General features: G+C 67.3%; 10 protein-coding genes. 7 read left to right on the top strand and 3 right to left on the bottom strand.

Going from position 1 to position 15,515, the window contains the following annotated elements; all coding sequences use genetic code 11:
• Positions 1-15 precede the first annotated feature (15 nt).
• Both AB1824_03025 and AB1824_03020 read right to left on the bottom strand, forming a co-directional pair.
• Positions 16-885 (bottom strand): hydroxyacid dehydrogenase, encoded by an 870-nt coding sequence (locus tag AB1824_03025; protein ID MEW5763927.1) that lies wholly within the window; start codon positions 883-885, stop codon positions 16-18.
• Between the two features lie 98 nt (positions 886-983).
• Positions 984-2,225 (bottom strand): DUF1015 family protein, encoded by a 1,242-nt coding sequence (locus AB1824_03020; protein ID MEW5763926.1) that lies wholly within the window; start codon positions 2,223-2,225, stop codon positions 984-986.
• Between the two features lie 246 nt (positions 2,226-2,471).
• On the opposite strand from AB1824_03020, the gene AB1824_03015 reads away from it, so the two are divergent.
• Positions 2,472-3,383: a proline dehydrogenase family protein gene (locus AB1824_03015; GenBank protein ID MEW5763925.1), complete on the top strand. Its 912-nt coding sequence runs from the start codon at positions 2,472-2,474 to the stop codon at positions 3,381-3,383.
• 184 nt (positions 3,384-3,567) lie between these two features.
• On the opposite strand, the gene AB1824_03010 is transcribed toward AB1824_03015, so the two are convergent.
• A complete protein-coding gene (locus AB1824_03010) occupies positions 3,568-6,762 on the bottom strand; it encodes a CHAT domain-containing protein (protein ID MEW5763924.1) in 3,195 nt (1,064 codons plus the stop codon).
• A gap of 132 nt (positions 6,763-6,894) precedes the next feature.
• Between AB1824_03010 and AB1824_03005 the strand changes: the two genes are divergently transcribed.
• From AB1824_03005 to AB1824_02980, 6 genes are all read left to right on the top strand, one after another.
• Positions 6,895-7,455, top strand: coding sequence for a sigma-70 family RNA polymerase sigma factor (locus tag AB1824_03005; GenBank protein MEW5763923.1), 561 nt, complete (start codon positions 6,895-6,897; stop codon positions 7,453-7,455).
• Positions 7,452-8,153, top strand: coding sequence for a zf-HC2 domain-containing protein (locus AB1824_03000; protein MEW5763922.1), 702 nt, complete (start codon positions 7,452-7,454; stop codon positions 8,151-8,153). Before AB1824_03005 ends, AB1824_03000 begins: the two co-directional genes overlap by 4 nt.
• 131 nt (positions 8,154-8,284) lie before the next feature.
• Positions 8,285-11,224, top strand: coding sequence for a PKD domain-containing protein (locus AB1824_02995; protein ID MEW5763921.1), 2,940 nt, complete (start codon positions 8,285-8,287; stop codon positions 11,222-11,224).
• A 262-nt stretch (positions 11,225-11,486) separates the two neighbouring features.
• Positions 11,487-12,680: a Xaa-Pro peptidase family protein gene (locus tag AB1824_02990; protein MEW5763920.1), complete on the top strand. Its 1,194-nt coding sequence runs from the start codon at positions 11,487-11,489 to the stop codon at positions 12,678-12,680.
• Positions 12,681-13,175: 495 nt separating this feature from the next.
• A complete protein-coding gene (locus tag AB1824_02985; protein ID MEW5763919.1) occupies positions 13,176-13,616 on the top strand; it encodes a CBS domain-containing protein in 441 nt (146 codons plus the stop codon).
• Between the two features lie 150 nt (positions 13,617-13,766).
• On the top strand, positions 13,767-15,515 hold a 1,749-nt coding region (locus AB1824_02980), incomplete at its 3' end, for a PAS domain S-box protein (protein ID MEW5763918.1).

The following is a 15,515-nucleotide window of genomic DNA, read 5'->3' as shown; positions in this document are numbered from 1 at the left end:
CTTCCTTGCCGTGAGTCATTTCCGATTCTTCAGGATCTCGACCACGATGTCGCCGATGCGCAGGAGGTTCTCCTTGGAGGAGGCCCCGATGTGGGGCGCCATGAGGACGTTGGGCGCCGTCAGCAGGGGGCAGTCGGCGGGGGGCGGGTCGCTGGACCATACGTCGGTGCCGTAGGCGGCCACCTTTCCGCTCTTCAGGGCCTCCGCCAGGGCCGCCTCGTCGAGGATCTTGCCCCGCCCGGTGTTGATCAGGATGACCCCGTCCTTCATTTTGCCGATGAGGGCCGCGTTGACCATGCCACGGGTCTCCTCGGTCAGCGGCGTGTGGAAGGAGATGTAGTCCGATTTGGCGAGGAGTTCGTCCAGGGGGACGAGGCGCGCCACGGGGTGCTCCTTGAGGTAGGGGTCGTACGCGATCACCGTCATGCCGAAGGCCCTGGCCCGGGTAGCCACCTCGGAGCCGATGCGGCCCACCCCGAGGAGGCCGAGGGTCTTCTGGTAGAGTTCCGTGCGCTTGAGCTCCTTCTTGAGCCACTTCCCCTCCTTCATGGAGGTGTGGGCTTCCACGATGCGGTTGGGGATGGCCAGCATGAGCGCCATGGCGAACTCGGCCACGGCCACCGAGGAAGCTTCGGGCGTATTCATCACCTCGATGCCCCGCGCGCTGCACGCGGCCTTGTCCACGTTGTCCAGCCCCACCCCCCCCCGAATCACGAGTTTCAGGGCCGGGGCCTTCTCGATCAGGTCGGGCGTCACCTTGGTCTTGGAGCGGATCAGCAGAACTTCCGCCTCCGCCAATCGGCCCATGTCTTCGAACACTTCGCCGAAACGCTCCAGCCTCTTGGGGAGCCCCTTGTCGAACGCGTCCGCAATCAGGATCTTCATCGCTTACCCTCCGTTTGGACAGGGAAGACGAGAGGGAGGGGGGGAATGGAAACGTTGAGCCTCTCCATCCCTGTCCCTACGATCGGCCTCCCCCAATACTAATCCTCAATAAGCCGCACGATGAGCCCGCTTCTCAGTTTGGGCTCGAACCACGTGGACTTGGGCGGCATGACCTGCCCCGCGTCCGCCACCGCCATGAGCTGGGGCAGGCTCGTGGGATAGAGGGCGAAGGCCACGGCCCAGCCCTCCTTGACCCGACGCTCCAGCTCCTTCGTCCCGCGGATCCCCCCGACGAAATCGATGCGCTTGTCGGTGCGCGGGTCCGCGATCCCCAGGACGGGCCCCAGCAGGTTGTCCTGGAGGATGGAAACGTCCAGCCCCTTCACCGGGTCCTGCGCCGGATAGGTGCCCGGGCGGGCCGCCAGGCGGTACCACTCTCCGCCCAGGTACATTCCGAACGTGGCCGGGCGTTCGGGTTTGGGCGCGACGCCCTTTTCCACGGAGAAGGCCCCTCCGATCTTCGCAAGGAAAGCCTCCGGGCTCAGGCCGTTGAGGTCCTTCACCACGCGGTTGTAGTCGAGGATCTTCAACTGGTCGTGGGGGAAGACCACGGCCATGAAGTACTCGAAGGGCTCCTCCCCCGTGCGTGCGGCGGCCCTGGTGCGCAGAGCCTGGCCCGTCCGGACGGCGGCGGCGGTGCGGTGGTGGCCGTCGGCCACGTAAAGGGCGGGGACCTTTTCGGCGAAGAGGCGCTCGATGTCCTTCAGGTCCTCTTCGTCGGCGATCACCCAGACCGTGTGGCCGAAGCCGTCGTCGGTCACGATGTCGTAGACGGGATCGCAGGAGCGGGCGCGGTCCACGATCTCGTCGATGGCGGGAACCGCCCGGTAAGTCAGGAAGACCGGCTCCGCATTGGCGTTCTGCTCCATCACGTGGCGCGTGCGGTCGTCCTCTTTGTCCTTCCTCGTGAACTCGTGGCGCTTGATGAGACCGTTTTCGTACTCGGTGACGGCGCATAGGCCAACGAGGCCCGCCTGGACGTGGTCTCCCATCCTCTGCTGGTATACGTAGAAGCAGGGCTGGGGCTCCTTGAGCAGGACTCCCTCGGCGATGAAGCGGCGGAGGTTCTCCACGCCCTGAGCGTAAACGCGATCGTCGTAGAGGGGAACGGAGGGGTCCAGGTCGATTTCGGGCTTGCCCACGTGGAGAAAGGAGTAGGGATTGCCCCGGGCCAGATTCCTGGCCTCGTCCGAGTCAATGACGTCATAGGGGTGGCTGGCGATCTTCTCCGCGAGGTCAGGCCTGGGCCTGTAGCCGCGGAACGGCTTCAACTTCGACATGCGGCGACCCTCTGGCGGGCTCCGGATGTGGGGTGGAGGCCCGGAGCGCCCGCGATGGCTCCCGGCCGGAAGGTCAGCATATCCAAAGAAATCAACGCCTTCAAGGCCCCTCCGGACCTGCCCGGGCAAGGGGGGTTTTCCCCCAGGCCCAACCCCGCGCAAGGCCGAGAACGAGGAGGGAGGACCCTTCCCGGTGCTATACTCCGGCCTCGGGGCCCGAAGCCCCGCCGCGTGAGGAGGGGCACGATGTCCCTGTACGCCGTGAAGAAATCCATCGTCAACCTGATTCCGGGGCGTCTCGTCCGCGTCTTCGCCGCCCCGTACGTCTCCGGCGACTCGCTGGACAAGGGATTGGCCGTGGCGGATCGCTTGTTCGAGGAGCGCGGCATTCACACGACCCTTGACGTCTTGGGCGAAGCCGAGAAGACCGAAGCCAAGGTCCGCGGGGCCGTGGAGAACTACCTGAGGGCCCTGGAGGCCGTGAAGACTCGAGGCTACTGCACCTTGTCCATCAAACCCGGCCATTTCGGTTTCTACGTCAGTCCGGACCTCTGCCGCCGGAACGTGGAGGAAATGGCCGCCGCCTGCCAGGCCGCCGGAAGGGGTCTCACGGTGGACATGGAGGACACGGACCTGACGGACTTCACCTTGGACCTCTACCGGGACCTCAAACCCAAGTACCCGATTCTGGGCACGGTCCTCCAGTCCCGTCTTCACCGCACTCTCGACGACGTGGACCGTCTCGACGGGCTGAACGCCCACGTGCGGGCCTGCATCGGCATATACAACGTGGGCCCCGACAAGGCCTTGACAAACCGGCGGCAGATGAAGGAAAACCTCTTGCTTCTCATCGAGAAGCTCCTCGATCGTGGCCACTACGTCTGCGTCGCCACCCACGATATGGAGTACCTCGCCAAGGCCCGGGACCTCCTCCGCCGGAAGGCCGTTCTGAAGGACCGCTACGAATTCCAGATGCTCCTCGGCGTCCCCCGGGACCGCGTCCAGAAGGAACTCGTCGCCGCCGGCGAGACGGTGCGTCTATACGTCCCCTTCGCCTCCGACTGGGACGACGCCATCGCGTACCTGCGCCGCCGCATGCTGGAGAGCCCTTCCATGTCCCTGCTCGTTCTGAAGAACCTCTTCGTGAGGGGCCATTGAGGGCGTCAGAAAGCGAGCAATTGAGTAAGTGAGCAGGCGAGCAGGGAGAAGGAGGGTCTCCGAGAAAGTCCGGGGAACGAGAATCTCAGGCACAGCCACGGCTGACGGCCTTCTCCGACCCTCGCCTTCGAAGCCTGCACCCGCTCATCGCTCTTGTGTCCCCTCGTGCTCTGGACTTCGCGCCTCAGCCTTCCCCCCGTCCGTAGATTTGAAAGGCGGCCCAGTAGTAAGGGGGGAGCGGGAGGCCTGTAGCCTTTCCGTCTCGCAGGGCGGACTGGGCCTTCCGAAGGGCTTCGGAAGGGCCCGCGCCCCGTCCGAGGTGCTCGTAGAAGGCCCCCATCAGACGCGCCGTAGCGGAATCCTCCACCTTCCACAAGGAAGCCGCCACCGCGGGCGCTCCCGCGGCGTGGAATGCGCGCACGAGGCCCAGAAGGCCCTCCCCTGCCACCTCGCTCCCCAGACCCGTCTCGCAGGCCGACAGGACCACCAGTCGAGCCGGTATTCTCATCTCCTCGAGCACTTCCCAGGCACGTACCCGCCCGTCTTCCTCGGGGCGCCCGTCGAGCGTGTGCTCGAGGAGGAGGCAGGAATTCATGGGAAAGCGGTTGTCCAGGGTGGCGTGACAGGCGACGTGGAGCACTGAGGAGGCTCTGGCGGCCTCCCGAAAGCGCTTCTCCGTCGCTTCCTCCCCCTGGAAGAAGCGACATTCCCGACCGAGGCGGCCGAGTTCGCGGGCCTCCGGGAGTGTGGCGGCGAGGCTCGGGCGAGCCGTGCCCTCCTCACCGCTATACGCGAATGCGGCCACCGCCCCGTCTTGGGAAGTCGCTTTCAGCAGCCCGCCCAGTTCGACGTAGGCCGTGGCGGAAGGGGATACGGAAAGGGTCTTCAGCGCCCCGAGGAAGGATCCGTCCCTCTTGGAGCCGAGAGCACCGAAGGGAAGGCCGTGCAGAGGCCCGTCGGGCACGATCACGAGATGGCGCGAGGGGCCGACGATCGCATCGACGGGGCCCAGAAGGAGATCGTAGAGGTCCTGCCCCCGCGCCGTGACCCGGTGGATGCTCCGCGCCGGGCTCCGGGCCTCCAAGATGGCCTCCCGAAAGGCGCTTACCCTCTGTCCGAGCGCGTCCCGTCCGACGGGGAGGACGACCGCTCGAAAGCCGCCGCCCGAGGCCACGGCGAAGAGGCGCGTGGAGGACTCCCCCACGGAATAGGCCACGAGGCAGGTCCCTTTGGAGAGCCGAGATTGGACGGCCTCCACCCCGAGCGGCCTCGGATAGGCCAGCGAAGCGAAGGCCGGCGACTGCTCGCGCACCTTGACGGCCAAAGCCGCCCGCTCGGCGCGCAGTTCGGAGAGGCGGAGCGTCAGGCGTTTGAAACCCGCAGAGCCGGCCTCTTCTCCTGATTCCGCAAGGGCCTCCAGGACCCGCCCGCAAGCCCTGTCGAGCCGGCGCCCCTCCCGCGCCAGATCCGGGGACACCTGAATGGACCGGTGGAGATCCCGATCTCCGAGGATCTCGAGCAAGACCCGGGCCTTCCCGCGCTCCAGCGCCGAGAAGGCCTCCTCGCCTCGCCCGGAGGACAGCAGGAGGTCCATGGTCTCTTCGTAGAAGGGGAACACACCGGAACGGTACTCGGCGCGCACCTCGTGGGAGCCGCCCAGACGGCCCATCTGGGAGTCGAGCGCGTCCAGAGCCCGCAGAGACCAAGAGATGGCCTCGTCCCTCTTCCCCTCCCGTGTGGCCACCCCTCCGAGCGCCCGCATGGCCTCCGCTTGGGCCAGGCTTCCAGGGGCAAGGCGGGAGCGGATGGAGAGGGCCTCTTCGAGGAGAGCCCTGGCGGCGGCGACGTCGCCGCCCTTCAAATCGAGAAGACCTTCATGATACAGGGCTCCGGCCAGACCCAGCCCCCCCGGCGCCGCCTTGCGGAACAGGACCTCGGACCTCTCGAAGCGGGACCTCGCCTCCTTTAGGTCCCCTGTGCGAAGGGCCTCCATGCCCAGGTTGAAGTGGCTCCCGGCTGCGCCTGCCCCTTCGGGCGCAAAGGACTCCTCGATCGCAAGCGCCTGGAGGTGGGCTTCCCGGGCCCGGGCGCTCTTGCCCTCGGCCCCCAGAACGGCCCCGAGGTTGCTCAGACAGGAGGCCAGATCCAGGCTCCCCGGCGCCTTCTTCTCCATAAGGACCACGGCACGCGCGTACCACGCTTCGGCCTGCAGCGCGTCGCCCCGAGATTCGGCCACGCCCGCCAGGTTGTTCAGGCTGGCGGCCACGGCCGGGCCCTCGGGGTCGTGCCGTTCGCGGAGGGCCAGAGCCTCTCGGTGGCACGATTCGGCCTTCGAGAGGTCTCCCCGCTCGTGGGCGATGAGGCCCAGGTTGTTCAACGAATTGGCCAGGACCAGGCTTCCCGGATCGAGGCGCCGCTGGATCGCCAGGGCCCGTCCGACGTACTCTTCGGCCTCGGAAAGATCGCCCAGGTTCCGGTGGACGCTCCCCAGGTTCGAAAGAACTTTACTGGAGCCCACCCCTCCCGGTTCGGACTTTTCGAAGAGCGCAAGCGCCTCGGCGTAAAGGGCCGCGGCTCCTTCGAAATCGGCCCGTGCGAAGGCGATACCGCCCAGGCTGTTTAGGCTCTCGGCCTCGTCGGGACTGCCGGGGGCCGCTTTTCTCCTTGCGGCAAGGGCCTCCCGGTGGGGCGGTTCGGCGGCGGCGAGGTCCCTCCTCACCCATGCCGCCGCCCCTTGGCGGTACAGGCACTCGGCCCTCCAGAGGTCCGCCTCGCCGTAACGGGCCGCGCAGATCGCCGCGGCCCGCGCGAAGGCCTCTCCAGCACCCGCCAGGTCGCCTTGTTTGCGAAGCAGGTTTCCCCGTTCCAGTAGGATCCCGGGGAGCACCTCGGTCGGCAGATCGCCCGCCAGGGCTTCGGCCTTTTCCAGAGCGCTCAGGGCCTCTGGCCACCGGCTTTCAGACGCCGCGCTCCGAGCGGCCTGGACCCTTTCCCAACAGCCGTCCATGCGGACGTCCTTGCGGCCGGGGCAGACCTTGAGCCCCCCGCGGCCCGGTCCAAGGTTCCAGTTGACCGGCGTTCCATTTCTCTCGCCCTCGAGAAGGGCGGTGCCATAACCGGCCCTCAAGGCCTCGAACCGCTCCCACGCAAAGGGAGACGACAGGACTACCCACTCGCCCGGGCGCCCGTCCTCCGAAAGGACCGCCGCCCGCGCGAGCCGGTCCCCCGCCGCGAGGCCCGCTTTCTCGGGGGCGGAAAGGGGCGCGACGGACTCCACGACCACTTCGGCCCGAAGGGAAAGGAGGACAAACCCCGCGAGAACCGCGGTCAGACCAGCGCTCCACCTCCGGCGAACCGCTCCCGGTCGCGCTTCCTTCATTGAACCCTCCCCGACTCGACCCATCCTGGGATACAATCGTCGCCGCGTTGAGGGCCCATCGGAACGGAACGCCGCGGGAGAGCCGGCGGCCGCGCCATATGACCCAGGGCCCTCGCGAACGGGGAGATTCACATGCTGGAAACGGGCCCGGGGGCCTCGGACACTTCGTTGCCCGACGACCCGGCCTTTTCGGAGGTCTACGCGAGGCACCAATCGTGGGCCGTGGGGTATTTCGTGCGCAAGGGTTTCCCGAGAGAGCAGGCCTTCGAATTCACCCAGGATGTCTTCTTGTGCGTGTATCTCAATCGGAAGCACCTGGAGCCGGAGGAGCGCCGGGTGCCCTGGCTGGTGACGGTCGTGAAGAACAAGGCCATCTCCGAACATCGCCGGCGCGCCTTTCAGGGAAGGCACCTCTCCATGGTGGAACCGCCCGCGGAGGCGCCCGATGAACTGGCTCCGAACCCCGAGGGCCGGGCCGCCTCTTTCGAAGAGATTGCGGCGCTTCACGCCCGCATCCGAGAGATGCCCGAGATGATGCGCCGCTGCCTCCTCCTCCGGTACGTCCATGACCTGGGGCCCCAGGAGGCTGCGGACCTCCTCGGCCTTTCGGTGAACACCGTGAAGACCCATTTGCGGCGCGGGCTTGAGTTCCTCCGGGCGGGACTCGAACCCGCCAACCAGGGGGGACCGTGAACCGCGAAGATCTGCGCCGCGCCCTGGAGCCCTTTGGCCTGGAAGGGGGACCGTGCCCCTCCCCGGATGCGGTCCTCGCCCTCGCCGCGGGAACGGCTCCGGAACCGGACGCGGAATCCCTCCGCGCTCATCTTTCCTCCTGTCCGGCGTGTCTGGAAATCTGGCTGGAAGGGCGGTCCCTCTCCGCCTCCATCTCGCGCTCACCGACGCGGGTCCCAACAAATCGCAACGGGCTGGGGCGCCGGGATTGGGCCCTCGCGGCCGCCCTCGCCGTCGCGGTTCTCGGGGCGGGCGTTTCGGCATGGTTGTGGAGGGAAGCCCGAGCCTTGAACCTCCGTCTGGCCGAATCGGCCCGGATCCAGAGCGTCGCACCGGCACCAAGGGCGGCACGGCTCGTGGAGCTTCTCCCCGATTCCTTCGCGGTCAGGGGGGCGGCCGAGGACCTTCCCTCCCTGCGTTCCAGCGAGCCCACGGCCCTGCTGCTCACCACTCTTGAACCCCTGCCGGAAGGCGCCGTGGCCCGCCTTTCGGGCCCCTCGGGACGGGAAATCTGGAGGGGGACCCTCCCTTCCTCGGGCGGCGCCCCATGGCTTCTCCAGATGCCCTCCGGGCTCCTCCCTCCCGGCCCCGCCTCGGTGGAGATCCTCGATCCCGCCACCGGCGCGGTCCTCTATCGCTTCCCCTTCACCGTGTTCTGATCCCCGTTGGCCGCACCGTGTCCGTGTTTCCTCGCGGTTCACCCCGAGGAAGGAACCAAGCGTGTATCCGGAATAAGAGGCCCCAATGGCGGGGTGGAGGGAGCGCCGAACGGCGCCCGAAGGAGCGGCCCATGACTCGAAGCAGGGGAAAAGGCTACAAAACGTTTGTCATCTTTCTTGCCGCCATGTCCCTGGCCTGGTCGGCCTGGGCCCAGACGGGAACGGCCTATGCCTGGGGCAAGGACGACTACGGCCAGATCGGGACGGGTGTCCCCGTCCAGAGGTCCCTTCCCGTCCAGGTGGCGGATTCGGACCCCTTCGTCCAGCTTGGCGCCGGCATATACTGGGGTATGGGCCTCAAGGCCGACGGCACCGTGTGGACCTGGGGAACCAACGGGAACGGCACCCTCGGGCAAGGCTTCTACGGCGGGGCGTCGGGCACGCCGCAGGCGGTCCCCGGACTGGCCGAGGTCGTATCCATCGGCGCGGGGCCCCTGCACGCCCTGGCCGTGAAGGCCGACGGCTCGCTCTGGACGTGGGGGAGCCGTGACGCGTACAAGCTCGGCCGGACCTGCTCGCCCCTCACCTGCTATGCGAGTCCGGGCGCCGTGAGCGGTCTTCCCCCGATGACCCAGGCAGCCGGCGGCCACAACCACTCCCTGGCCCTTTCCGCCGATGGGACGGTGTGGGCCTGGGGGAGCAACGAGTACGGCCAGCTGGGCACGGGGACAACGGGCACGGCTCAGACGCCCGTTCAAGTACCGGGGCTCACGTCCATCGTTTTCATCGCCGCAGGCGGGTACCACTCCCTGGCCATTCGGTCCGACGGGACCCTGTGGGCCTGGGGCGGCAACTTCTCCAATCAACTGGGGGACGGAACCACCACGACGCGCCTGTCCCCTGTCCAGGTCCCCGGGCTCGCGGACGTGGCCTTCGTGGCCGCCGGATCGAGCCACAACCTGGCGGTCCTGGAGAACGGGACCCTATACGTCTGGGGGAGCGGAAACCATGGAAAGCTTGGGCTGGGGGACACCTCCGGGCAGGCTTCACCCGCTCTCTCCCCCCTCTCGAACGTGGTCTCGGCGAGCGCGGGGGAGGAGCATTCCGTGGTCCTGAAGGCCGACGGATCGGTCTGGGTCTTCGGCAAGAACGACGTGGGCCAATTGGGGGACGGGACAACGACAGATCGGTACTCTCCCACGGAATGCGGCATTCAGACCCTCACCACGGCCGCCTCGGCAGGTCGCGACCATACCCTTCTTCTCGCCTCGAACGGTCAGGCCTGGGCCGTGGGACAGGACCAGAACGGGCAATTGGGATCGGGACGCGAACCGGTCAAGTGGAGCCCGGTCCAGGTCGCCGGACTCGGAAGCGTCGTCTCCCTGGCCGGTGGGGGCGGCTGGTCCATGGCCCTTCGAGAGGACGGCACCGTCTGGGCCTGGGGAGAGAATTCCAATGGCGCCTTGGGCAACGGCACCCGGACCCCGAGCGACGTCCCCGTCCAGATACCGGGCCTGAGCGGCGTGATCCGGATCGCCGCGGCGCGGGGCGGAGGAGGCTTCGCCCTCAAGTCCGACGGCACGGTGTGGTCTTGGGGAAGCCGGTATTACGGCCTTCTGGGCCGGGACGGCGATTACCTCACCGTGGGCCAGGTGGAGAACCTCTCCGATATCGTCTTCATCGGAGCGGCCTGGTGGCACGCCTTCGCCGTGAAGAGCGACGGGACCCTGTGGATGTGGGGCCGGGGGTACTACGGCGCCCTGGGGAACGGAACCACGGATAACGCATCCTATCCCTTCCAATTGGCGGGAATCCCTCCCGTAGCCATGGCGGCGGGAGGCATGGACTTCACGGCGGCCGTACTCCAGGACGGGGGGGTTTACGCCTGGGGGCAAGGAGACTCCGGTCAACTGGGCGACGGCACCAGCACGGACCACTTCACGCCGCAACCCGCCAACATCTCCAACGTGGCCTCCATCGCCGGCGGCTACAACCACGTGCTCGCCATTCACGACGACGGGACCGTCTCGGGCTGGGGAGCCAACGACCGGGGACAGCTCGGCGACGGGACGACGCAGAACCGATATTCCCCCGTCCCCGTTCCCGGGCTCGTCGGAGCCACTGGCCTGGCGGCCACCATCCAGAGCAGCTTGGTCCTCCAGGGCGACGGCACCCTCTGGACCTTCGGAGACAACACGAACGGGGAGCTGGCCCAGCCCTTCAGCGTCTCCACCGGGACCGCCCCCGTGCAGGTCGCGGCCTCCGTCTTGACCATCGGATCAGGCGCCAACCACGGCCTGGCCGTTGTGACCTGCGCCCTGGACCTCTCCACCTCCGTTCCCTCTTCGGGCGTCATGGGCCAGCCCGTGGCCTTTGGCTCCACGCTCAACCTCGTGGGCGACTGCACGGGGACTCCGGCCTACCTGTGGGCCTTCGGGGACGGCGCCGAATCCACGGAAGCGGACCCCTCTCACACCTACGCCTCCGCGGGGACCTACGCGTGGACCTTGACCGTCACCCTCGGGAGCCTAACGGCCTCCGCCGGAGGCAACTTCAGCGTGGCCGCGCCTCCCCTCTACGCCGATGCCCAGGCCGACACGCTCACAGGTAACGTTCCTCTCACGGTCCACTTCACCGGCTCCGGCACGGGGGGAATCGCTCCGTACACCTACCTCTGGGATTTCGGTGACGGAGGCACCAGCACCGAAGCGAACCCCACCCATCTCTACACCACCAAAGGGGACTACACCGTCACCTTCACGGTGCGCGACACCACCAACCAGACCGCAACCGAGACCCTCGCCATCGCGGCCACGGCCCTCGCGCCCCAGATCACCTCCATCGTGAAGAAGACGGGACCCTTCCGGCTCCTCGTCAGCGGCTCCAACCTTCAGCAGGGCGTCCGCGTTTTCATCAACGGCATCGAATGGACCCCCGTCACATGGAAGAGCGCCTCGAAGATCGTCCTCAAGGGCTCCACGCTGAAGACCGCCGTTCCCAAGGGGACGCCCACCGTCTTCCGATTCCTCAACCCCGACGGCGGAGAAGTTTTCACGACGTGGCAGTACTGAGCTTCGAAGGAGCCTGGGGAATAAGTGAGTAAGTGAGTAAGTGAGTAGCTGAGTATGGGGGGCCGGGGCGGCGTGGACGCGCGTTCCGGCCCCTTCTGCGTACAATTCGTCCCCGCCCGGGCGCCCATCCCTCCCAGCGGTGCAACGAACCAAAACGGGTTTTCGTAAACACCCTTTCGAGGACGCGCCGCGGGGTTCGCCCGCGTGTTAGAATCGAACCGAGCGGCCCGAAAGCGGGCCGCCCCTTTTCGAGGAGCACCCGATGGGGCATGAACTCAGCACGCCGGACATCATCGCCCAGAAACTGGACCAGGCCGCCGACGCCCTCCGCGAGTCGGGCGCCGACCTGTGGCTCACGTTCGTCCAGGAAACGAGCGCCGGCGCCGAGCGGATTTTCTACTACATCTCCCCGGGACACCTCACGTGGGAGAGCCTCATCGCCATCACGCCCGCCGGGGAGCGCTTTCTCATCTGCGGCCGCTTCGACCAGCAGGTCTTCGAGGCCTCCAGGCTCTTCACCGAAGTCATCACCTTCGTCCAGGACTTCCGCGAGCCCTTTGAAGGGCTCATGGCCCGGCTGAAGCCCCGGCGCGTGGCCGTGAACTTCTCCACGAACGACACGGCGGCGGACGGCATCCCCCACGGCCGATTCCTCTACCTCGAGGAGCTTTTGAAGTCCTTCGCCCCGGGCGCCCAGGTTGTCTCCGCCGAGTCCATCATCGGCGCCCTCATCTCCCAGAAATCCCCCATCGAGCAGGCCCACCTCCAGGCGGCCGTGAACCACACGGTGGACCTCTTCCGGGACATCGACGGGTTCCTTCGGCCGGGCCGGACCGAAAAGGAAATCTACGATTTCGTCCAGGGCCGCATGGCCGCCAAGGGAGTCTCCCCGAGCTTCCAGACCCTGGTCTTCGCGGGGGACCGCGGGGCGGGCATGGGCCACGGGACCGCCACGGACAACGCCGTCCGCGAGGGAGACCTGGTCCACGTGGATATGGGCGTCTTCGTGGGCGGTTACGCCTCGGACATGCAGAGGACGTGGTACGTCCGCAAGCCCGGGGAAACGGCGGCGCCCGAACCCGTTCAGAAAGGCTTCGACACCATCGTCCGGGCCATCGACGCCGCCGCGGCCATCCTCCGGCCGGGGATCCCGGGGACCGAGGCCGACGCCGCCGCCCGAGCGGTGGTCGTGGGGGCCGGCTACCCCGAATACCCCCACGCCCTGGGACACCAGCTCGGACGCCACGCCCACGACGGCGGGTGCCTGCTGGGGCCCCGCTGGCCCCGGTACAAGAACACCATCCTTCTACCCGTCCGGGAGAACCAGGTCTTCACCCTCGAGCCCTCCCTGAACGTCCCGGGCTTCGGCGCGGTGGGCATCGAGGAGGACGTCCTCGTCACCCCAGGTGGCCCCCGTTTCTTCGCCGAACCCCAGCGGGAATTGTGGTACGTGTAGGGCGGCCGGGATTCAGGGAGACCTGGATTTCCGTTTCCCGCTTCCCGTCTTGTTTCTTCCCAAATCATGCGTGTCCAAAATAAGGCAGCGTGTCTCCTTCGAACGTCGGCCGGGCCCTGGCCGCGCCCCTGGCGCGGCACGGAGGGCCTGGTCCGGGCGCGTCCATGCTAGCCTCCCCGCGCGCCGGGACGCGCCTTCCTCCGCTTCGCTCCGGAAGGCAGGCCGCATAAGACGCGCAAAAAAACCTTAGACAGGCATGGTCCCAAATCCCAAATCCGCTATCCCCAATTGCCTCTTCTTCCTCCTTCCTCCTTCCGCCTTCCGCCTTGCCTCTTCGGCACCAAAGAAATTAGGTGGCTGTCCCTATTTTTCTCTCAATCCCAAATCCGAAATCCCAAATCCCCAATGCCCCTTTTTTCTTCCGCCTTCCGCCTTCCCTCTCGAATATTCCCCCCTGTCTGACTGTTTCACGCACTGAACGGGAGGTGGACGTCCATGGACAAGGTTGATCGTCTGCTCGGCGAAAAGGGGCGCGAGGTCTTCACGGTAAAGCCTGACACCACGGTGTTCGATGCTGTGCGCATGATGACGGACCGGCACATCGGAGGCGTCGTGGTGGCCTCGGAGGGGGTCCCGGTGGGCATGTTCACCGAGCGGGACGTCCTGACCAAGATCGTTCTCGCGTGCCGGGACCCCAAAACCTGCCGCGTGGAGGAGGTCATGACGCGCGATGTGGTGTACGTGACGCCCGAGACCACCATCGGGGAGGCCATGGCCATCATGACCACCCGCCGCCACCGCCATCTCCCCGTCATGAACGGGAAGAGCCTCATGGGCCTCGTGTCCATCGGGGACTGCACGCGATGGGTCTCCCGGAACCAGGACTTCACCATCAAGCACCTCATCAATTACATCGCCGACAAATACCCCACCTGATCCGGCCGCCTCTCCCCTCCTCGCCCCGGCCGTTCCTTCCGCCTATCGCCCGCGTTGTTGCCGAATCGGCAAAAAGGGCGTACCTTTGCCTACAAGTGCGTTAGGAAATGGAAAGGCGCGGTCGCTGGGGAGCACCGGGGGGAGGGGGGGATGCCCAAGGCGGAGGAGGCGCCTCGAACGGAAGCCGAACGGAGTCTTCGCCACTCGCGCCTATGGACCTTGGCGTCCTTCGGGCTTGCGCTCCTGGTATCGGCAGGCCTATACGTTCCGCTTGTCCGGAACGAACGGGACGAAGTTCGGGAGCACTGGCGCGATCACCTGATGGCCCTGGCCGACGACCGGGACCAGTCCATTCAAGACTACCTCGCGGAACGGTCCGGGGACGCCCGGACCCTCGCCGACCTCCCCCGCGTGGCCGAGCACCTGGAGGCGGTGCGCTCGGGCCTTCCACCCGACCGGGTGGACGCCTCACGGATCCGGCTCGAAACCCATCTGTCGCACCTCAGGGCGAACTTCGGATACGTGGCCGTGTACTGCCTCGATGCGGAGGGCCGTACGGTGGCCTCCTCACCGGGTGCCCCGACCCTGGACCCCGTGTGCGTTTCCGAGGTCCGGCGCACGCTGGAAGGGGGCGCCGACCGGTTCGTGGACCTCCATCGCCGCGAGTCGGGCCGGCTGACCTTCAGCCACCACGCCCTCGTCGGCAACCCCGCGGGCGGGAGCGCCCTGGGCCTCGTCGTCCTGGAGTCGGATCCCGACCGGCGGCTCTTTCCCCTCCTCCTGCGCCAGCCGACACCCACCCGCACGGCCGAGACCCTCATCGGAGCCGTGTGGCACGGGAAGCTCGCCTTTCTCTCGCCCCTGCGTTTCGGAAGTCCCACGCCCCCCTCCTACCCGGTGGCGACGCCGGAAAAGACACTGGCCCTGAAGGCGGCCCTGGAGGGGCAGGAGACCTTCGGCGAGTTCTCGGATTACCGGGGGGAGGAGGTCCTCGCCGCCACGCGGCGCATCGACGGAACTCCTTGGGGCCTGGTGGCCAAGGTGGACCGCGCCGAGGCCTTCGAACGACTGGGCGGCTGGATGGTCCGGTACATTTTGTTCGCGGTTCTGGCCGCCCTGTCTCTGGCCCTCCTCGTCTACGGCATCCTCCGGCGCCAGCGTCTTCGCCTTCTCGAGGACCTTTCCCGCCAGGAGGGCCTCTACCGCGCCCTGAGCGAACAGACCCATGACATCTTCATTTTGGCCCGGCCCGACGGGACCATCGTGGAGGCCAACGCCGCCGCGGAGAGGGCCTACGGCTATGGCCGATCTGAACTGCTCCGGATGAACATTGTGGACCTGCGTGCCCCCTCCGCGCGGGCCTCCCTCCCCGCCGCTCGCGCCGCCGCCTTGCGTCCGGAGGGCAGCCTTCACGAAACCCTCCACCTTTCCCGGACTGGAGTCGAATTCCCGGTGGAGATTCAGGCCCAGCCGGTTACCCTCGGTCGTGAGCGGCTCCTGGCGGGAATCATCCGCGACATCTCGGAGCGCAAGGCCCAGCAGCAGCGCATCCTCAAGTTGAACCGCCTCTACCGGACCCTTTCCGAGGCCAACCAGGCCCTCGTGCGAGCCGCCTCCCGGGAGGACCTGTTGAAGCAGACGTGCCGGGTCCTCGTGGACTACGGCGGCTTCGGGAGGGCCTGCGTAGCCCTCCAGCCGCCCGTTGAAGCCGGCAGCGCCGTCGCGGTCGCGGGCTATCCCGAGGAACCCCTTTCCGGATGCGCCGATCAAGCGTTGCCCGACCCCCTCCCCTCAACTCCCCTTGTTCTCACCGAGGGCGGCACCCACCGCGCCTTCCTTCCCCTGCGGCAATACGGGACCCTTTGCGGGGTGCTCTGCGTGGCCTCGAAGGAGGCCGGC

It is taken from the genome of Acidobacteriota bacterium, from assembly GCA_040752915.1.
Classification (GTDB): domain Bacteria; phylum Acidobacteriota; class UBA4820; order UBA4820; family DSQY01; genus JBFLVU01.
Note: the sequence above shows the minus strand (reverse complement) of the source record. Positions and strands in the feature narration are given on the sequence as shown.